Annotated in this window: 19 protein-coding genes; 10 read left to right on the top strand and 9 right to left on the bottom strand. The window is 59.5% G+C overall.

Going from position 1 to position 19,991, the window contains the following annotated elements; genetic code table 11:
* The first annotated feature begins 160 nt into the window (after positions 1–160).
* From ACP2YO_RS11415 to ACP2YO_RS11440, 6 genes are all read left to right on the top strand, one after another.
* Positions 161–340 carry a hypothetical protein gene (locus ACP2YO_RS11415; protein ID WP_426440965.1) on the top strand — a complete coding sequence of 60 codons (180 nt, stop codon included), beginning with the start codon at positions 161–163 and terminating at the stop codon, positions 338–340.
* Positions 341–562: 222 nt separating this feature from the next.
* Entirely contained in the window at positions 563–2,101 is a 1,539-nt protein-coding gene (gene istA / locus ACP2YO_RS11420; protein WP_426443134.1) for an IS21 family transposase, read from the top strand.
* A gap of 11 nt (positions 2,102–2,112) precedes the next feature.
* Positions 2,113–2,856: an IS21-like element helper ATPase IstB gene (gene istB / locus ACP2YO_RS11425; RefSeq protein WP_426433809.1), complete on the top strand. Its 744-nt coding sequence runs from the start codon at positions 2,113–2,115 to the stop codon at positions 2,854–2,856.
* A gap of 428 nt (positions 2,857–3,284) precedes the next feature.
* On the top strand, positions 3,285–3,773 hold the full coding sequence (locus tag ACP2YO_RS11430; protein WP_426440966.1) for a ferritin-like domain-containing protein: 489 nt from the start codon (positions 3,285–3,287) through the stop codon (positions 3,771–3,773).
* 174 nt (positions 3,774–3,947) lie between these two features.
* On the top strand, positions 3,948–4,145 hold the full coding sequence (locus ACP2YO_RS11435; RefSeq protein WP_426443135.1) for a CsbD family protein: 198 nt from the start codon (positions 3,948–3,950) through the stop codon (positions 4,143–4,145).
* A gap of 229 nt (positions 4,146–4,374) precedes the next feature.
* On the top strand, positions 4,375–5,313 hold the full coding sequence (locus ACP2YO_RS11440; protein WP_426440967.1) for a hypothetical protein: 939 nt from the start codon (positions 4,375–4,377) through the stop codon (positions 5,311–5,313).
* Between the two features lie 64 nt (positions 5,314–5,377).
* Here ACP2YO_RS11440 and ACP2YO_RS11445 read toward each other — a convergent pair whose 3' ends face one another.
* The gene (locus ACP2YO_RS11445; RefSeq protein WP_426440968.1) at positions 5,378–5,554 is read right to left on the bottom strand and encodes a hypothetical protein; all 177 of its coding nucleotides are present in this window, start codon (positions 5,552–5,554) and stop codon (positions 5,378–5,380) included.
* 377 nt (positions 5,555–5,931) lie between these two features.
* Between ACP2YO_RS11445 and ACP2YO_RS11450 the strand changes: the two genes are divergently transcribed.
* Both ACP2YO_RS11450 and mdoH read left to right on the top strand, forming a co-directional pair.
* A complete protein-coding gene (locus tag ACP2YO_RS11450) occupies positions 5,932–7,440 on the top strand; it encodes a glucan biosynthesis protein G (protein WP_426440969.1) in 1,509 nt (502 codons plus the stop codon).
* Positions 7,428–9,569, top strand: a complete 2,142-nt coding sequence (mdoH, locus tag ACP2YO_RS11455) for a glucans biosynthesis glucosyltransferase MdoH (protein ID WP_426440970.1) — start codon at positions 7,428–7,430, stop codon at positions 9,567–9,569. The genes ACP2YO_RS11450 and mdoH overlap by 13 nt, the downstream gene beginning before the upstream one ends.
* A gap of 285 nt (positions 9,570–9,854) precedes the next feature.
* On the opposite strand, the gene ACP2YO_RS11460 is transcribed toward mdoH, so the two are convergent.
* The 7 genes from ACP2YO_RS11460 to ACP2YO_RS11490 form a co-directional block, all read right to left on the bottom strand.
* Positions 9,855–11,066 carry a sensor histidine kinase gene (locus ACP2YO_RS11460; RefSeq protein WP_426440971.1) on the bottom strand — a complete coding sequence of 404 codons (1,212 nt, stop codon included), beginning with the start codon at positions 11,064–11,066 and terminating at the stop codon, positions 9,855–9,857.
* Positions 11,067–11,386: 320 nt separating this feature from the next.
* Positions 11,387–11,911: a hypothetical protein gene (locus tag ACP2YO_RS11465; protein WP_426440972.1), complete on the bottom strand. Its 525-nt coding sequence runs from the start codon at positions 11,909–11,911 to the stop codon at positions 11,387–11,389.
* A gap of 74 nt (positions 11,912–11,985) precedes the next feature.
* Positions 11,986–13,881: a response regulator gene (locus ACP2YO_RS11470; RefSeq protein ID WP_426440973.1), complete on the bottom strand. Its 1,896-nt coding sequence runs from the start codon at positions 13,879–13,881 to the stop codon at positions 11,986–11,988.
* 27 nt (positions 13,882–13,908) lie between these two features.
* Positions 13,909–15,390 (bottom strand): circadian clock protein KaiC, encoded by a 1,482-nt coding sequence (gene kaiC / locus ACP2YO_RS11475; RefSeq protein ID WP_426440974.1) that lies wholly within the window; start codon positions 15,388–15,390, stop codon positions 13,909–13,911.
* On the bottom strand, positions 15,387–15,770 hold the full coding sequence (locus ACP2YO_RS11480) for a circadian clock KaiB family protein (protein WP_426440975.1): 384 nt from the start codon (positions 15,768–15,770) through the stop codon (positions 15,387–15,389). The genes kaiC and ACP2YO_RS11480 overlap by 4 nt, the downstream gene beginning before the upstream one ends.
* Positions 15,771–15,845: 75 nt before the next feature.
* Complete coding sequence (locus tag ACP2YO_RS11485; RefSeq protein WP_426440976.1) at positions 15,846–16,517, bottom strand: response regulator transcription factor; 672 nt, start codon at positions 16,515–16,517, stop codon at positions 15,846–15,848.
* 895 nt (positions 16,518–17,412) lie between these two features.
* Positions 17,413–18,273 (bottom strand): hypothetical protein, encoded by an 861-nt coding sequence (locus tag ACP2YO_RS11490; RefSeq protein WP_426440977.1) that lies wholly within the window; start codon positions 18,271–18,273, stop codon positions 17,413–17,415.
* A 273-nt stretch (positions 18,274–18,546) separates the two neighbouring features.
* Here ACP2YO_RS11490 and hspD point away from each other — a divergent pair, with 273 nt between their 5' ends.
* Positions 18,547–19,005 carry a small heat shock protein HspD gene (hspD, locus tag ACP2YO_RS11495; protein WP_426440978.1) on the top strand — a complete coding sequence of 153 codons (459 nt, stop codon included), beginning with the start codon at positions 18,547–18,549 and terminating at the stop codon, positions 19,003–19,005.
* Between the two features lie 71 nt (positions 19,006–19,076).
* Positions 19,077–19,400: a hypothetical protein gene (locus ACP2YO_RS11500; RefSeq protein ID WP_426440979.1), complete on the top strand. Its 324-nt coding sequence runs from the start codon at positions 19,077–19,079 to the stop codon at positions 19,398–19,400.
* An 84-nt stretch (positions 19,401–19,484) separates the two neighbouring features.
* Here the strand turns inward: ACP2YO_RS11500 and ACP2YO_RS11505 are convergent, their stop codons facing one another.
* The gene (locus ACP2YO_RS11505; RefSeq protein ID WP_426440980.1) at positions 19,485–19,808 is read right to left on the bottom strand and encodes a hypothetical protein; all 324 of its coding nucleotides are present in this window, start codon (positions 19,806–19,808) and stop codon (positions 19,485–19,487) included.
* Between the last annotated feature and the right edge of the window lie 183 nt (positions 19,809–19,991).

Raw genomic sequence — 19,991 nt, forward strand, 5'->3', positions numbered from 1 at the left:
GCTGCCTTCCGGTGCAACTCTTCGTTTAGGAACTAATGGACCTCCCAAGAATCGATTCCGCGTGCCGACTGACTCCTCAGCACCAGGTCGGCTCGAGTGGCTCCGGGCTATCTGACGGTCGTCCGGCGCCGCTTGCTTGGCGGTAGCGTTGGATCGCCTGATGTCCTCTGACCAGGAGTTTCTGTTTTATCCGATCGACACGGGCGAAGATCCTGCGTGTCTCGGCTGCAGCAGGCTGATGCTTTTCGCCAACTACGAGGCTCGCGAAGGTAAGCCCGACTTCATCAACTTCCGCTGCGAGAATTGCGGCCGGTCCGAGAAGTTCATTTGCGAGCCATGACTCGCGAAGTCAGCGTCGGTGCTGATTCCGCTCGATGTCGCCCACCATTCCGGAATGATGTCGCCCACCGTTCCGATTTGATCTCGCCCGCCATTCCGAGATGATCTCGCCCACCATTCCGGGATGATGTCGCCCGGGGGTGACGAGGCCTCTTCTGGCTCCGCTACGGTCCCGCCTTTCGGCTTTGCGAAGGGGACCTGGATGCCGACGGAGAGGTTTGCGATGCGCCATGTGCGCGATGTGATCAGATTGAAGTCGGCCGGGATGCCGACCCGTGAGATTGCGCGGCGGTTGGGAACGGCGCCGTCGACGGTGCGTTTGACGATCCGCCGGTTCGAGGCGGCGGGCTTGACCTGGCCGTTGAGCGATGACCTGACGGATCCTGTCCTGGAGGCCCGGCTGTTCGCGGGGGGCGGCGCCGGTTCTGGCACCCGGCGGGGCCATCGCCGGCAATCCGAGCCGGACTGGGCGGCGGTGCACCGCGAGCTGCGGCGCAAGCACGTGACGCTGTCGATCCTGTGGGAGGAGTACATCGCGGGCGAACCCGGCGGGTATCGCTATTCGCGTTTCTGCGAACTCTACCGCACCTGGGAAGGCCGGCTGTCGGTCACGATGCGCCAGTCGCATGCAGCCGGCGACAAGCTGTTCGTCGACTATGCCGGCGACGGCGTGCCGGTCGTGATCGACCGGCTGACCGGCGAGCGGCGCACCGCGCAAATTTTCGTCGCGGTGCTCGGCGCATCGAGCTTCACCTACGCGCAGGCGACCTGGACGCAGGGGCTCGCCGACTGGATCGGCGGCCACGTCGGCGCCTTCGAGGCGATCGGTGGCGTGCCGGCGCTGCTGGTGCCGGACAACACCAAAACCGCAGTGATCAAGGCCTGCCTCTACGATCCGCAGATCAACCGCAGCTACGCCGACATGGCGGCGCATTACGGCATCGCCATTCTGCCGGCCAGACCGCGACGGCCGAGGGACAAGGCGAAGGTCGAGCAGGCGGTCCTCATGGTCGAGCGCTGGCTGCTTGGGCGGCTGCGCCACCGCATCTTCCACAGCCTCGCCGAGGTCAACGCGGCGATCGCCGAACTGCTCATACGGCTCAACGAGGAGCGGCCGATCCGACGGCTCGGCATCACCCGCCGCAAGCTGTTGGAGGAGATCGACCGGCCCGCGCTAAAGGCCTTGCCGCAGAGCCCTTACGTGTTCGCCGAGTGGCGGATCTGCCGGGTCAGCATCGATTATCACGTCGAGGTCGAGGCGCATTACTACAGCGTTCCGCATCGCTTCGTCCGCGTCGAGGTCGAGGTTCGCTTCACCGCCCGCACCGTCGAGATTTTCCACAAGGGCGAGCGGATCGCCGCGCATCAGCGCATGAGCGGCAACCACAAGCATACGACCGTGCCGGAGCACATGGCCTCCAGTCATCGGCGCTACGCCGGCTGGACCATCGAGCGTATCCGCAAGGACGCAGCCTCGATCGGGCCGGCCACCGCCGCGCTCTGCGACCTGATCCTCGACGAGCGCGCGCATCCGGAACAGGGTTTCCGCGCCTGTCTCGGCATCATCCGGCTTGCCCGATCCTACGGGCACGAGCGGCTCGATGCCGCCGCCGCGCGGGCGATCGACATCGGCGCACGCACCTACGGCTCGGTCAAGTCGATCCTCGCCAACAATCTCGATCGGCGTCCTTCACCCAAGCGCTCCGCGGACGACGCGCCGATCCTTCATCCCAACATCCGCGGGCCGCGCTACTACAACTAGGAGATCACGTCTTGCTCAATCATCCGACTCTCGATCAACTCCACACGCTCGGCCTTCACGGCATGGCCAAGGCCTTTGCCGACATCGAAGCCGGCGGCGAGGCCGCAAGCCTCGGCCACGCCGAATGGCTTGCCCTCCTGCTCGAACGCGAAGCGTCATTGCGGCGCGACAAGCGACTGTCGAAGCGGCTGCAATACGCCAAGCTGCGCCAGCAGGCCTGCATCGAGGACATCGACTATCGCACCCCGCGCGGCCTCGACCGCAGTCTCTTGACGATGCTGGTCGAAGGCGGATGGATCGACGACCACGTCAACCTTTTGATCTGCGGGCCCTCCGGCGTCGGCAAGAGCTGGCTCGCCTCGGCGCTCGGCAACAAGGCCTGCCGCGACAATCGCTCTGTGCTCTATCAGCGCGCACCCCGGCTGTTCACCGATCTCGCTTTGGCGCGCGGCGACGGCCGCCACTCCCGTCTGCTGCGGGCGCTTGGCCGCGTCGATCTGCTCATCCTCGACGACTGGGGCCTCGAACCGCTCGATGCCACGGCCCGCCACGACCTCCTGGAGATCCTCGAGGACCGCTACGGTCGCCGCTCCACCATCGTCACCAGCCAGCTCCCGGTGGATCAATGGCACGCGCTGATCGGCGACCCCACTTACGCCGACGCCGTCCTCGACCGCCTGGTCCACAACGCCCACCGCATCGACCTCAACGGCGAGAGCATGCGGCGAACCCGCAAACCCGGCCGGAAGGCCTGAACCCGTGGCGCTGTGGACATGCCGCTGCGCTTGGACAACGCGAAGTGCGTTGCCCACATGCCCACAGCAGATGCAGCAACAGACAACGAAGACTTCAAGCCGTGATTCAAGGTTGACCTCGCGGCTTCGCCGATGCCAGAAACCAGACAGCCAGAACGCCTCGCGCCCCGGGCGACATCAAATTGGAATAGTGGGCGAGATCATCTCGGAATCCTGGGCGAGATCAAATCGGTACACCCGGGCGAGATCATCGGAATCTGCAAGCGTCGGCGACTTCCATCCTAATGCTGAACGATTAAGCCACGGAATCGGTGCGAGAAACGAGATGCTGCCAACGGCGGCAGGTATGCGGCTGGGACGGCGGGACACTAGGAACCACGGGCAGCGTGAACGGTTGCAGGCAAACACTTCAAACCCGGGAGGATGAAATGCCTGAAAAGGATCTGAACGCCCTGTTTCTCGATACGCTCAAGGATATCTACTATGCGGAAAAGCAGATTTTGAAAGCGCTGCCGAAGATGGCCAAGGCCGCAGCATCGGAGCAGCTTCGCGGGGCATTCGAAAAACACCATGACGAGACCGAAGGCCAAGTCGAGCGCCTCGAACAGGTCTTCGAACTCCTTGGCAAACCGGCGCGCGGCAAGAAGTGCGATGCGATCGAAGGCATCCTTGATGAAGGTAAGGAGATCATGGAGGAGTATAAAGGAGAGCCCGCTCTAGACGCAGGCCTCCTGGCCGCGGCGCAGGCGGTCGAGCACTACGAGATTTCCCGGTACGGCACATTAAAGACGTGGGCCACCAAACTTGGGATGAAGGACGCCGTGAAGCTACTCGATCAGACGCTTGCGGAGGAAAAGAAGACAGATGATGCCCTGTCAAAGATCGCCGACACGGAGGTCAACGCGGAAGCTGCATAGTCGCACGGCCCAATTAGGCCAAATTCAAGCATTGAACTTAAGGCTGTGCTGAATTCGAAAAATGCAGAAACAGTAGCTAACCACAGCGCGCAACTGGCCTTCTCGGCGGCCGCAGTTGTCGCGGAACGGCGTAACGCGCGGGTCGTTCCTTCCAAAACAACACAGGAGGACGACATGGATTGGAACCGCGTGGAAGAAAACTGGAAGCAAGTTAAGGGCAAGGTCAAGCAGCGGTGGGGCAAGCTGACTGATGACGATCTCGACGTCATTAACGGAAAACAACAAGAACTCGGAAAACAACAAGAATCCGAAGGTCGACTGCAACAACGCTATGGCTATGCTAAGGATAAAGCGCAGCGTCAGATCTGGTAGGTCTCTCGCAACTTCGCGTTTGAGAAGGCGTAGCGGACAGCAACCATTGCTGCCGCTGCGCCGCTTTTTTAAATGAGGGGTGACGAACTAGGAACCTTCCGGTCTCCGCACCTTTAAACCGGCGTCGAAAGGTCGGAGGAGCGGATCATGGACGGCATTATTTATCTTGTTGGCCTCATAGTCATCATCATGTTTGTTCTGTCGCTCTTCGGCCTTCGTTGAGGCCGCTATGAGCATGGATGCTACTTTGGAACCCGCTCGTGTCGAATCGGCTCCGATGCCGCAGCGTGGAGGTATCTGGCGTTTCCAGTGGTCGCCCATCATCGTGGGCGCGTTCGCCTCGACCGCGGCCTCGTCAATAATGGTAACCTTTGGCGCATCGCTGGGACTTGGCGTGAGCTCGACGGCTCCTACCTGGCGAGACGCCTCGGTGGCGCTGTGGGTTCTTTCTGGTCTGTTCCTTATTCTTCAGGCCTTAATCAGCTTTGGTTGCGGCGGCTATCTCACCGGTCGCACCAGCATCCCCGTAGCCGAATACGATCACGAGGAAGTCGAGCGATATGATGGGTTACATGGCATTGCCGCTTGGGCGCTTGCCGTCGTTCTTGGCGTGTTCCTTGCTGCTGTCATCACAATTGCGGCAAACCGTCCTTCGGCTTTGACGGCGCCACCTTCTGCCACAGAGCCATCAGCGCTAAGCTATGAAATCGACATTCTTTTCCGGTCAACGCGCCGCCCAGCCAATGTCGATCTTGCACCGCAGCGTGCCGAAGCCGGACGCATCCTTCTGACATCGTCTTCCCATGAAGGGGTAACGACCGAGGATCGAGCTTATCTCGGCCAATTGGTGACAGCGACGACGGGTCTCAGTCCTGCAGATGCCGACAAGCGCGTGGATACGGTGATCGGGGATTCTCGCAAGGCCATATCGCGCGCAAGGGCAAGTGGCATCATTTTGGCCTTCTCGATCGCGGCAGCTTTGCTGCTGGGCGCGGTTGCGGCCTGGGGTGGTGCGGCTGCTGGTGGGCGTCATCGCGACGGAATGCCATTGTCGGGCTGGATGCTTCACGCCAACCGTCTGGGTTCACGTCGTCGCTCGCTATGGCGCAGACCCTCCGCAGCATCCGTGCTTGGCGGTGATCCGGTCGACCAGCGCAGCACCGGCTGAGGGCACCCTGTCCCTACGCTGATGGGCGCGGGGAAGGCGATGCTTGGATCATTCCAAGGCCGCCTCAGTTGGCGGCCTCTTCATTTGCCACCAGCTGCTTCTCATCTGTCTGCCCAGAGGAGATTGGATCGAAGACACGGGGTGTGATCGCCTTGCGAGCCTGCACGAGGTCAACTTGCGCGCGATCCTTGAAGCTTCCGAAAATGCTAAGCGCACGTTCAATCACGGTTGGAGCGAACACGTCTTCAAATCACACGGAACAAGGCGTTAGCCTTCGTTTGGTTCCGGCGTGTCGATCGACGAAGTCCTGGAAGCCCTTTCCAGTCTGGACCACTCGCCGCGAACGCCATCCGGTGGTAAGCAGGCAAGGCTGAAGTCGACCTGCATTCGCAACGACCGCTTTTGGTACAACTGCTGCAATCGGTCGGATGGCTTATAAATTGCGTCTCTCGATCAATTATCGCCGCGGAAAAGCGACAGTGCTCACCCGATTAAGCCATTCGGGGGCAAACTAAATCCTGATCGAATAGGTAAATTGACAATCAGGTTCCGCAAGGAGGAACCCATGATGCTGCGTTGCGTTGCTCATGGTCCCCGTCATTAACTGCAGGCCATTTTGTGAACCGCAGACACTTCCTCGCAGCTTCCGCCTTGCCGCTCGTATCAATCGCGGCACCAAGACTCCTGACGGCCGCCCGCGCGCAGCCGGTGCCGTTTGACCGATCCGTTGTGCGGCAAATGGCGCGTGACCTGGCCGGCAAATCGTTCAAGGCCCCAGATAATAAACTGCCGGATAATATGAAGGACCTCGACTACGATCGTTACCGGGCGATTCGGTTTTTGCCGGAACGCGCGCTCTGGCGCGGCGAACAGCTAGCTTTCGAGGCGCAATTCTTTCATCGCGGATTTTTCTATACCAATCGAGTCGACATCTATGAGGTGAAGAACGGCCAAGCGGCGAAAATCGCCTATCAACCCGACCTTTTTTCATTCGGGGACTTGGCGCCTCCAGGCGCAGGTGTCGATCTCGGCTTTGCCGGCTTTCGGCTCCATGCACCGGTCAACAAACCCGACTATTATGACGAGGTTTGCGTCTTTCTCGGCGCGAGCTACTTCCGGGCTGTCGCTAAGGGCCAATTGTATGGTCTCTCGGCGCGCGGGCTTGCGATCAACACCGGCGAGGCCAAGGGCGAAGAATTCCCGTCGTTCAAGGCATTCTGGATCGAAAAGCCCGCAGCCAACGCCAAATCCATTGTCGTGCACGCCTTGCTCGACAGCGAGAGCGCGGCGGCGGCCTATCGCTTTACTATCCGTCCGGGCGATACGACCGTCTTTGACGTGGAAATGGCGATCTATCCCAGAGTAGATCTGGAGCACGCCGGCCTCATGCCGATGACAAGCATGTTCTTTTTCGGACCGAACGACCGCAAGGACGTCGATGACTTCCGACCATCGGTACATGATTCCGACGGGCTGGCCGTGTTCAACGGCCGCGGCGAGGAACTCTGGCGGCCCCTTCACAATCCACGAGATCTTCAGATCAGTTCATTCGCTGATCTCAACCCACGCGGTTTCGGGTTAATGCAGCGTCAGAAGGATTTTTCTGCCTATCAGGACCTCGAATCCAATTTCGAACGCCGGCCAAGTTTATGGGCCGAGCCAATCGGAGACTGGGGTGAGGGTTCGGTCAAGCTAATCGAAATTCCGACCAAGGAAGAAGTACACGACAACATTGCGAGCTTCTGGCAGCCCACGTCAGCGCTGCAGGCAAAGGGCGAGCACACCTATACCTACCGGCTGCACTGGGGGCCGGACACTCCGAAACCGACCGCGCTTGCGCGATTTTCCCGGACCGCCATCGGCGCGAGAGGCGATAACGCGACGCTGTTCGTGCTGGACCTGATCGGCGACAGGTTGAAATCCGTTGACCCAAAGACTCTGCGAGGCGTTGTGACCGCAGAGAAAGCCAAGATCCAGAATACCGTCACCCAGCCGAATCCGGCCTCCGGCGGCTGGCGCTTGAGTTTCGAACTCTTGAAGGAGAAGAATCCCGTCGAGATACGCGCATCGCTCATGCAGGAGAATGAGGCGGTATCGGAGGTTTGGGTATATCGATGGACACCCTAGGGAAAGTCCACGGACCGCTTCAGCGCAGCGATCCTCCGCTGAACCAATTCCTTCCCCGGGAAGCGCCATTGGAAATGGCGGTGCAGCCGTTGCCGCCGTTTCGGCCGGAAGCTCAGGCTGCAGAGTTCGTCGCGGCATGGCCGCGACGTGCATACCTCCTTGCGGGCACCGTCTTCCTGACCCTGGTGGGCTGCTACGAGATGTACGAAGTGCTCCAAGTGGGCGGCGTGACGATCCTGGAGGCGATCATCCTCGCTCTGTTCGTCCTATTGTTCGCATGGATTGCGCTTTCCTTCATGTCGGCCATTGCCGGTTTCTTCGTGCTGCTGTTGCGACGGAAGGACGAACTCGGCATCGATCCCCGCGCGCCTCTACCGACGATCGAAAGCCGGACCGCGATGTTGTTGCCCACCTACAACGAGGACCCCTATAGGGTCCTGGCCCGGTTGCGTGCGGTCTATGAATCAGTCGAGGAAACCGGATGCGCCTCCAAGTTCGACTGGTTTATTTTGAGCGACACGACCGATCCCGCAATCTGGATCGCCGAAGAAAAGTGTTTTCTTCAACTCCGGGCCGAAGCTGGGCCAACGGCGAGAGTTTTCTACCGTCACCGCCCGGAAAACATCGCGCGCAAATCCGGCAATATCGAGGATTGGGTCAAGCGGTTTGGTTCCAGCTATGAATGCATGCTTATCCTGGATGCAGACAGCCTGATGACCGGCGACACCATCGTGCGGCTGGCCGCGGCGATGGACGAACATCGAAACGTAGCCTTGATCCAAACGCTGCCGATCGTGGTCAACGCCCGAACCCTGTTTGCACGGTGGCAGCAATTTGCCGGGCGACTGTATGGTCCGTTGATTGCCGCCGGTATTGCATGGTGGCATGGATCCGAAGGCAATTACTGGGGGCACAACGCAATCATCCGGGTTCGCGCTTTTGCCCGAGACGCCGCCCTTCCCGAACTGAAGGGCCGCAAGCCGTTCGGCGGGCACATCCTTAGCCATGATTTCATCGAGGCTGCGTTCATGCGACGTGGCGGTTGGGCCATCCACATGACGACAACGCTCGGCGGCAGTTACGAAGAAAGCCCCCCATCGCTGCTGGATTTCGCCGCGCGCGACAGGCGATGGTGTCAAGGCAATCTGCAGCATCTGGCACTGCTTCCGGCGCGCGGCCTCCATTGGGTCTCGCGGCTCCATCTCCTGACCGGAATTGGATCCTACCTGACGGCACCACTCTGGTTCATTTTTCTGTTATTCGGAATGATGGTATCATTGCAAGCGCAGTTTGTCAGGCCCGAGTATTTTCCAAAGGGGTTTTCGCTATTTCCGACCTGGCCCGCGCAGGATCCAATCCTGGCGGCATGGGTATTCGTTGCCACGATTGGCATGCTGATCCTTCCCAAGATGCTCGCCTACATCGTCATGCTCACTCACAAGGACGAACGAAAAAAGTTCGGTGGCAGCTTTCGTGCCTTTTCCGGTATCCTTGCCGAGACATTCCTTTCAGGCCTGACGGCGCCGGTGATGATGATCTTTCAATCGTCTGCGGTCGCAGGGATACTGTTAGGACATGATGCGGGGTGGCAGGTTCAACGCCGTGACGACGGCGCGGTGTCATATGAGGACACGCTTCGGAAATGCTCGGTTCCGACGCTTTTTGGGGTCGCCATGGCCATTGGCGCCTACGCGGTGTCATTGGCGCTGCTGCTATGGATGATGCCGGTTATTCTCGGCCTCCTGCTTGCCATTCCTCTTGCCATGTTGTCTTCCTCAGCAAGCGCCACGTCGATTTCCAGCCTGTTCAAGACACCGGAGGAGACCTCCCCGCCGCAGGTCTTGCTGAGGGCTAACGAGCTAGCCAACACCTTGCACCGGACGGTTTGCTGCCCGCTTCTCGAACTCCACCGCGATGCCGACCTGTGCGCGGCGCATCTCAATAATCTATCCGGTCCAAAACCGCGGAATCGTGGGGAGGTCGATCCTAATCTCGCGATTGCGCGCGCCAAAATCGAAGACGCTGAAACCTTCGACGAAGCGGCCGCATTCCTCTCCCCGCGCGAGAAATTTGCCGTCCTTAGTTCACCGACGGTCCTTGGCGGGCTGTTGGCCTTGCCGCCCTCCTAAACGGCACGGCGGGCGGAAGTTGTTTGGCGACGACCGGGGCGAGCGCCGGGTAATCGAAGAAATCGACTGAGGCGATTTCACCAACAGGTGCACGAAGGCGGCCCGGTGGGCCGCCTTCGCCTTTCTGCTTCGGTCGGCGCAGCCAAGATTCGGGAATTTTCGGCAATGTTGAAGGACGGCATATTGTGCATTGCCCAACGCAATTCTCCGCCGCAAGGAGTTGGGGCGGGTCGCACCTCCAATTACGTGGAAGGCGGAAGCCTGCCTGAATTGGCAGATCGCTCGTTATGAGGGAGGGGTGTCTAGTGGCACATCGAGTTTAATTGTGGCGCCCTTTGGTTCGGTCGCGGACACAGTGATGCGCGCGTCCAACTGGCCGACGAGGCTCTTGATCACCTTAAAGCCAAGGCTCGCGCGAGGCTGATCGAGGTCGAAATCTTTCGGGAGTCCAATGCCTTGATCGGATATCTCGACATGAAGGTCTTGGCCGCGATGTTCCCCGGAGACGCGGATCTCGCCCGAACCCGCAGGGTAGGCATGCTTGGCAGCGTTGGTCACAAGCTCGTTGATAAGGAGCCCGAGCGGTATCGCCTTATCGGCTGACATCATCAGATGGCCGAACTTGCAGCTTATGTTGTGCCCTGGCGAGGTTTCCTGCAGCTTGTGGCAGAGCTCACCGGCGAAGTCGGCGATGTCAACAAAGCCGATCTGGTTGCTTCGCCATAGATGGTCATGCACCTCCGCTATGGTCGTGATGCGCGACGCAGCGTCCTTGAGCGCGTCCTGAACGTCCTTAGACTGCGCGTTGCGGCCTTGCACGCGCAACAGCCCGACGACGGATGCCAAGCTGTTCTTGACGCGATGGCTCATCTCGCGCGTCAGCATGGCCTGGTGTTCGAGGGCGTCGCGAAGCTGGGCGTCCGCTTGTTGCCGCTCGATGGCGATGCCGAGCAATCCGGCGAAACCCGCAAGGAAATCCGCATCGGCAAGGTCGAACTGGCCCGCGTCAGGACTGTCCACTTCGAGTACGCCGAACGGCAGATGGCCTTCGCCGCCGCGCGCGATTAGGACGTTAATAGCCCGTTTGACGCCATGGTCCGCCAATAATCTCGGCGTTCGGAACCGGGTTTCTTCCTGAAGGTGGTTCGAGATCACGATTTGCCCGGTATGGAACGCATACCCCGCTGGCGATTCCATATCGATCCCAAGAGAGACGTTGCCTATCGTTTCCGGTGCCCACCCGACGCCTGCACGCACCAGCAGCCGCTTCTCGTCTGGCATGTATTCCAGGACCTTCGCAAACGGAGCATCGAGACCTTGCGCGCACAGTTCGGTGGCACGCTGGAGAATCTGTGTGATGTCGCGGGTCTGCAGGGCGGAACGTCCGAATTCGCCCAGCAGGGACTGCTGCCGCAAACGGTACGGAAGCTCCTCTCTCGACCTCGCGGTCGATGCCGCTGGAGACGATACCGACTCCTTTCCCGGTGAGATTGGCATGATTTGCCAGTCCTTATTGCCGATCTCGAACGAGGTCGAGGCCTGGCACCCTAGCATGCCCCAGCTTGGCGGACATAGGAATCCGGTTGGGAGCGTTGCAAGCCGCCGCTCCCAGGGTTCGTTAGCGCTAGAAAAACAACCTCGAAACAATCGTGGGAGACCCGAAAACCCCGATTCAGAAGCAAAAAATCGTCAATCGTGGGAGACCCCGGGCGGCTTCCGCCGTGCCTTCGGGTTAGGTTCTTGCATACCGGGCCCGCCGTTGTGGCCGAATAGACGAACGGCACGACAACGACGGCTCGCACTTCGCGCCGATTTGTTTAGGGCTTCCGGTCGGGTGCCACGAACGGATTGGTCTCTGCACCCTCTCGGCTATTTTTCTCGAAACAAGCCTCGAGGCGCTCAAACGCTGCGGAACTACCATCCAGCGGGATACGCAGCGTAGCGCCGTCTCCGCGAACATCAAGAACGTTAGCTGATCGAAGCTTTCCGTTAAACGGACGATCGGCAAGCGCGACCGTCACACCCCTCGTTTCAGCGAGGGCTTTGGCTTCAACGGACTGCGAACCCGCAACCAGGCGGACGGGGTAGGCTTTACCCCGATCGAGCTTCCATTTCGGAGAATCCAGAAACAGCAGAAGCCCGTCTTGAGTCCGCGTAAAGCTGATGCCGAGGCCGCCTACTGAACGATTCATGACGCAGGAATCGAACTTGTCGGCCTTGTAACTCGTCGCAATTTCCCAAAAGCCGACGGTCACGGTCTGGCTGTTCTGGGATTGTGCGACGGACGACGAAGTTGAACAGATAGAAACTACCAGAAGTGAAAGTGCTAGCAGCGTTCGCATGGGCTTACCCTCCATTTGGGAATACTCCATCTTCGCCGTTCGTCGAAGCGACGGTAAAAGGCTTTCTAGCAACCTCATTGTTTTGACCCTACCCGAATGCCAAATCTTCGAAGCGCGGCCAAGAGTTCCTCGGGATTAAATGGCTTTGACAGAACCGCCAATCGATCATCCTGTGCAAACCGAGTACGAACACTCTCGTCGGCGTAGCCGGTCGCAAGGACAATGGGCAAATCAGGCTGGACCACGCGAATATCTGCGATCAATTCATCGCCGCGCCGATCAGGTAATCCGAGATCGATAATAGCGCCGGCAAGGCCGTGCTGCTCAGCGCGAAATTTGGCCCATCCCTCTGAGGCGCTGGCAGCTTCGATTGAAACGCATCCGGCGTCAGCGAGAGTGTCTGCGACAAACATTTGCAGCAGGAACTCATCCTCAACCACCAGAATACGAATTTCTCGCTGCTCCTTCTGACGATCCAGCAATTCCCGAATTCGCGTTGCGAGCTCGGAATAAGAGAAGGGCTTATTGAGTAATTCGATCTCGGCATCGAGCCTGCCCTCGTGAACCAAAGCGCCGGCGGCATAGGCGGTCGTCATTAATATTTGAATGGAGGCGCGGATTGCCCGAGCGCGTTCCGCCAGGACCCGTCCATCCATACCGCCCGGCAGTCCAAGGTCGGTAAACAACAGGCAAATATCGTTCTCACGCGCCAGGATATCCAGCGCGGACGCGCCGTCGATTGCTTCGAAAACCCGATAACCCAGCTCCCGCAGGCTATCAACCGTATAGCGTCGAACGTCCGCCTCGTCCTCGACGACGAGGACCATCTCGCCTTGTTTGCCATGCGGCGCACCGGCAGTCGCTATGGGCTCCGCGACGGGGGCCCATGTGGGAGCAGCCGCATCCAGGACCTTGGGTAGATAAAGTTTGGCCGAGGTACCGATGCCGGGTTCGCTGTAGAGCCTCACGTGGCCACCGCTCTGTTTGACGAACCCGTAGACCTGGCTCAGCCCCAAACCTGTTCCACGTCCACCGGTCTTTGTCGTGAAAAACGGCTCAAAGACCTGCTGAAGCACATCGGGTGTCATGCCTGTTCCCGTGTCTGTAACCGTGATGAGAACATAAGATCCAGCAACAACGTCGATATCGGTCATTGCGGAGACGGCCTCAATCTCGGCATTGTCCGTCTCGATCACAAGTTGCCCGCCCGATGGCATCGCATCCCGCGCGTTGACGGCAAGGTTTATAATCGCTGCTTCGAGTTCCGTGGGATCAATTTCAACGCTCCAAGGGTCTTTGATCAACCTGGTCCGCACCACTATCTGCTCCCCCAGTGTGCGCTGAAGTAGATCGGACATGCCGGAAACAAGTACGTTGACATCAAGCACTTGGGGTTCAAGGGGCTTCCGCCGTGCAAACGCCAGCAACTTCTCGGTGAGCTTCGCGGCTTGTCGTGCACCGCGGGTAGCATTCTCTAGTGCACTCAACAAAGCGGGATCGGCGATTTTGAATCGTCGTTGAGCGCTCTCCAGATTGCCGAGCACGACCGTGAGGAGATTATTGAAGTCGTGTGCTATCCCCGCCGTCAGCAGTCCGACCGCCTCCATTTTTGCCGTGTGCCTCAGACGTTCCTCGGCTGCCTTGCGGGCCGAGACATCTCGAAGGCTTGCAAGGCGGGCAGGCTGACGGTCCCAGGTCGTTTCGACAATACGAATTTCTGCGTCAATTTGATCGCCGTCCGGTTTGTGAATAGCTATTTCGGCTGTGTCTCCGGCGAGAAACGGTATTCCGATCGGACGCCCGACCAATAGCTCGGCCTGCCGCCCGAAAATCTCCTCGGCCGCGGGGTTGGCAAATAGGACAGTCCCGCCCTCATCAATGACAATAATCCCATCGGCATTCTTCTCGACGAGGAATCTGATCTCGGCTTGATCGATGCCGCTGCGAGACTTGGCATCCGCACTATTCATGGATCGACCTTGCCGCGTGTTCACCGCTTATTGTGCAATATCATCACCGGTGAACACGTTTGGCGCAACTTTGAAGGAATCGCCAAAGTGCATACCGCCGCTATCGATTGTGAACTTCCGAATTTCCTTGGCATGCTCGCTGCCACGCATCTTCAGAACCATAAGCCCTCGATTCATGGTGTTCTGCTCCTGGATGTAGCGCAGCAAGATGATGGAATCGGTCAACGTCGAGATGTGTTGCTCGCTGACGCTCTCGCCACCGATAAGGGATTTGCTGGTGGCGGTACAAAGCCCGGCAATTTCCCGCTTCTTGATGAAGGAGGTAAGGCTGATCAGAAATTCGCGGAACCCGGTGTCCGGGGCGATCCGTTCCAGTGCCGACAGGCTGTCCACCGCGATCCGGTTCGGCTGGAATTCGTCGACCAGGCTCTGGATCGTAAGCAGATGATCCGGCAGACCTTGCGCTTCAGGATAGAGACAGACGATTTTTAGCTTTCCCGCGGCTTCCATCTGAGCGAAATCGGCGCCCCAGCCGCTCGCGTTGCGGAAGAGCTGGCCTTTGCTTTCCTCATATCCAAACAGGATGGCTTTCTCTCCGGCCATTACGCCGCCGGCGAGAAAGTTGGTGACGAGCAGGGTTTTGCCGGTGCCGGTAGCGCCGCTCACGAGCGTTACGCTGTCGCGAAAGAAACCACCTCCGCACATTTGGTCGATTTCAGAATTGCCACTTGTGACGCGCACCGTGCTTGATTGCTGTTCTAGTCGAAGCGAGGAAAGCGGGACCGCGACGACGCCTTGGTTCGCCAGCAGGGTAAAGGGTGCCTCGCCTTCGGCGTGGTGGCTGCCGCGCATCTTGAGGACTTCGATGGTGCGGCGACGCTTTTCGCGATGAAGCACGTTGCGCAAGATGACGACGTTATCGGCGACGAATTCTTCCAAGCGATGTCGCGTGATCTCTCCATATTCACTGTTGCGTTCCGCCGTCATAAGCACGGTGAGACCGCTCCTTTTGAGGGCGCTGCTAATATGAAATAGCTCGCGGCGCAGGATCTTCGGGTCGCCGATAAAATGGTCAAAAAGTTGAGTAAGCGAATCGAGAACGACGCGCTTCGCATTGACCGTCTTGACCGCGTGCTGAATGCGCGAGAGCAAGCCCACTAGATCGAAATCGCCGATAATCAGTTCATCGCTTGCTGGCGGGCTGGCGTCCACAAACCCCAAGCGGCCGTCCTTGCGCCATTTCGCCAGTTCCCAGCCAAATCCCAGCATATTGGCTTCAATATCCGCCGGCGGCTCCTCGAACGTTACAAGCACGCCATTCTCACCAAAAGTCGTAATTCCGTGAGCGAGAAATTGCGTGGCGAAGACTGTCTTGCCGCTTCCGGGTGTGCCGCCAACCACGGTGGTTCGAGCGCGAGGCAACCCACCCATGACCAGTTCATCGAAGGCCTGAACGCCGGTCTGCACCCGATCCAGCACGGCGGCAACGTCGACATCCTCTGTGATCATGTTTTCTTTCCTTCAGAGTCGATACCGAGAAAATCAAGAACCCTCTCCACGTCGCTGAGATCACCGATTATCCGCCGCGGGCGAACAGGGTGTTCAAACGCGAGTGTTGGCGTAGCGATGATCGCAGCTTGTTCGGCCCGCTCGGGATTCTTGATTACGTCGATAATTTCGACTTCCAGTCCGTTGTGCATCTTCGCGAGGTCTTGCAGGCGGCGCAGATTCTGCTCTGCCCGACGAGAGGTCGCTGACGGTCCGGCGATGTAGAGTCGAAGCAAGAGGTTGGTCACGTCGCAATCGCCTTCTTGGCGCTGAAAACATCGGGCGTCGCCGATGAAGCCGCAGCTGACCTCGCACCCGGCGTGCGAACCATGGCGGCGCATCCGAGTGCCCCATGAGTCGTCTTAGGAAACACGGTGCGGCGGTTTCAGACAAGAGAGAGAGAAATACCAACCCTACTAGTAGAGGCCGTCGCCTCGGGGCATTTGGCCCGAGCGTCTGGATGACCGTCGCGGGCTCGACGCGTCGTCACTTGTGACCGCACGCTCGCGCGCCCAGATGACAGCCGCACTACGGCGGTTTACGCCAATTTTGCGGTACAGGGACGCAATATGATTTCGAACCGTGTTCTGGGAAAGATGGAGCGTCTCGCTCATCTCGGAATCGCTTCGCCCTTCGCAAATAAGCCACAGCACTTCGCGTTCCCGGCCTGTTAAGATATCAATGTCGGACGATCGCGGGGGCGACCGCGTGCCTTGGCGCAGTGCGCTGAATTTCTCGACGATCATCCGGGTGAGCCAGGAGCTGTCGGCCATGATGGCCTCAATCGCGGCGATGAACTGCCACGACTCCTTTTGATCGCCGGTCTGTTGAATGACGCATACCGGGCGCGGCTCGTTATCGATCAAGACGTCGGCGGTCGTAATAAAGCAATCCAGCGCCGGGCGCTCAGACCTGCGAATCGGCAACTCAAGCTTGTGGAGGCCACCGTTAAGCCGACGGCGCAAGCTGTCGTCGATCCAGACGATTTGTCCTGTCGTATCTACGAGAATGGCACCATCCCCGAGAGCAGAAGCGATTGGCTTCATCTCTTCATCATCTCGTGCAGAATCCTTCGTCACCTGGTCCATGACGGCCCCCTGTGTTGCTCAATGACAAGCAGGAATTGAAATGTTCGGAGATAACGTTACGAGGCTAAACTGGTTCCGGCCTACTAACTCCCTAGTAGATCGGAACTATTTCGGCCTAAAGGCACGGAGAAGGGATCGCTCGGCGTGCCACTGTCGTTGAGCAAACGGTGGACAGGCGTCAGAAATGGCCTTCACCAATTCGCTGGCTTCGGATCAGAAATTCGTTTGCGACTGCATGTCGCCGCCACACCCCGCGATGGCTTGATCTACCGCAGCCTGGAGCGCAGCATTGCGGTCGCCTTCATCGGCGCGTCGCTCGCCTGGGTAGCCACCTCGGGGGCGGCCTGGTGCGTGCGCCAGAAGCTGCGGTCGGTCCAGAGGAGGCGGATCCCGGACAGCGGGACGCACGACCGACAACAAGTCAGAGCGCAACGCAGCGCTGGCCTTAGAACGAGCAGCGGCAGCGCGAAATCGAGCGCCGAAAGGAAGAGGCGACAAGGGAACGCGAGCGACGACGACAGGTAACCGCCAAGGCCCCGCGGCGCTCGAAAAGTCGAACGGGAGCACGACGGAAGAGCTGCGGACATCGAGGCCGAATGCGGCGTGCTCGAAACACGATCCGACGCCGAGAACAATCGTTGGCAGAAGCAAAAGGATGAGCTGGAAGCGGCTCTCCGCCGGGCGCGAGATTAGGAGCGGAATGCGCAACTTAATCTGCCGCCCCGATACGCGCTACCGAGGCGGCAGGATGTTCTCAGTCTAGTCCGGCGCGTCTTCTACCTGACGGTATCGGGCCGTCAGTGATGCAGGAGCATGATGAGGATGATGAGCGGAATCGGTATTCCGACGAGCCAAAGAAGAATGGGCATGGTGTCTCTCCTTGCGTCTCCGAGGGTTAGTGATTGATTGCGGTAGTGGCGTAGGCTTTCTTTCCCCATGTCCCGTCACGAAGTCCGCCGCCTTCGGTAGCGGCCAGCGACGCTGAAAATGCGCCGATGAATAGCGACAGCGTTAGCCAGATCGCCGTCTGCATCGCCGCCTTGCGCGCACTGTCCAGATCCGCCTTCACCCGGGTGACGGCATCGTTAACGCGCTTCTCGGCGTCGGCCTGGCTCAGACCGGTCCGAGCCGCCACAACCTTGGCGACGTAGGCCCGATCCGCCGGGTTGAGATCGCTTCCATTGTGGAAGCTGGTCGTAAACAGACGGACCATCTCGCCGCGGGAGTCCGACGAATTCTGCTGGGCTGGCGCGGAAGGATTGTCGGAGCGCAACAGCGTATCGACATAGCCCTCCATAGGAGACGCCTGAGCGGAATTGGCCGCAGCCTGCGTTGCGCCGCCAAGCGTGCCGCCCAACAACGAACTTGCCGGCGAGGCTAGCAACACAACGCCCAGCACGGAGGCGGCCGCCCAGGCCAGGAAGCCGTGCGCGGTATCGCGGAAGTGCACCTCCGTGGTCTGAACGCCGACCCACTTCGTCCGGAGGCGGCCGGCGAGATAGCCGCCGATCGCGGAAGAGATCATCGCCATCACGATGAAGTACAGCCCGGTGCCGATTTTGAATGTGGTCGCGGATACGCCGGAACCACCCCAAGGCGAGACGACCGAGAATCCCATTCCCCCGCCAAACGACAGGAGAACGAGCGTCAGCGCGAGGGATGCCACGGCACCTGCCAAGACAGCGGCCCAGGAAACCCCCGGCACGGACGGTTCAACCGCTTCTGCCTGCGTCGTTTGTCGAAGTGCTTGGTCCATTGGTTTCTCCCAGCAGTCTATTTGGCTGCCCGGAAAATGCGCAGATGGAACGAAAGTTCCTGAACTGATACCGGCCACCGCGGGATGGTCAAATCAGCGTCGACCCTCATCGAAAAAATATTGGTTCTCCCCTTGAAACCAAAACCGGTTTTGCTAATTCATTTTTCGCCACTTGACGTGGCTCCCGCGGTGCCCTCTGGGGCCTCGGGACTGAGACGGGCACCGGTCGTGTCCGGTGCCTCATACCCATCTTGCTCTTTGGAGGATTTGGCTATGCGCACTTATGACTTCTCTCCCCTATTCCGATCGACCGTCGGTTTCGATCGTCTGTTCGACCTCGCCGAGACCGCCCAGCGGGCCACGGACGAAGGCTATCCGCCCTACAACATCGAACGCTTCGCCGAGGACCGCTACCAGATCACGCTGGCAGTCGCGGGCTTCTCGCCCGATGAAATCTCCATCACGGCCGAGCAGAACGTTGTTACGATCGAAGGCGGCAAGACCGAAAAAGCTGAGCGCGAGTTCCTTTACAGGGGCATCTCGACCCGGCATTTCAAACGGCAATTCAGCCTGGCGGACTATGTTCAGGTGAGGGGCGCGACCTTCGACAATGGCTTGCTCAAGATCGAGTTAGTGCGGGAAATCCCCGAGGCTATGAAGCCGCGGCGGATCGCCATTAACGGCACATCGACCGCTGACAACATCCATCAGCTCGAGGCCAAGGCGGCCTAGTTTTCTGCTTCAGCAGCGCCGCGCGTCGCTTGACGCGCGGCATCGGAGTACGTCTAAGAATGGAGGAGACCATGCGGCCGACGACCGCTTTCAACGACAATGTTTTCGACATCAACGCGCTGCTGCATCCCGGAGCGATCTTCGACCATCCGAGAGACGTCGTGGCGCATCCCTCCCTGACGCTCGCCGAGAAGCGAGCGATCCTCGCGTCCTGGGCTTCCGATGCTTCGGCGATCGCTTCGTGCCCGGCGCTGCGGGCCCCCGAAGGATTGAAGGGGCCGGTGAGCATCGATGCCATCCTGGAGGCGCTGCGCGAACTGGACGGCGGCCCCCGCCATCCGCCGGGCGGAAAGCCCAAGCGCCGCTTCTCGACGGCGCGTGCGCTGGCGGCTTGAGGAGGATTCTCATGGAGGACATCCGACTACCGCGCCATGTGATCGACCGTCTCGAACACCGCTGGGAGGCGGTGGAGAAGCCCGTCAAGAAAGTCGGCAACGCGCGCAAGCGATGAGCGTGTTGACCCCGGGATGATCGAACGGCTTGAGATCTACGTTGAGCAGCTCGTGGCCAACGGCCTCAATCCAGTCGCTCCAAAGCGTGTAGAGCAATTCCAACCGCGAGCCATTGTGATCTGAAATCCGCACGGCCACGTCGTCGGGAAGGTTCATCATTCCCTTCCAGATTACAGGCTTGATCTGGTCGCTGGGTGGTGGGTCGTCCTCGTCTCCGCCTAGAGCAAAGTCCTGCGGCTCCAGGATATGCCGAACCGAGCGAAAATCTGTCAGTGGTAAAGCTTTCGTCATGTGATGCCGATCGGCCCCTCCGAGATTTTTCGGTCTTATGTAAATTCAGCACGTTACGTGAGCGGTGGTGCGGCCGCGACCGACGGGCATTCTAAACTATGCCCTGGACACAGATTTTGTCGTACTTGAAGTCGCTTAATGTATGGATTTGACCCCAAAAATTGAGAGGCTAACTGAGCCATC

The organism is Bradyrhizobium genosp. P, from assembly GCF_049949265.1.
Classification (GTDB): domain Bacteria; phylum Pseudomonadota; class Alphaproteobacteria; order Rhizobiales; family Xanthobacteraceae; genus Bradyrhizobium.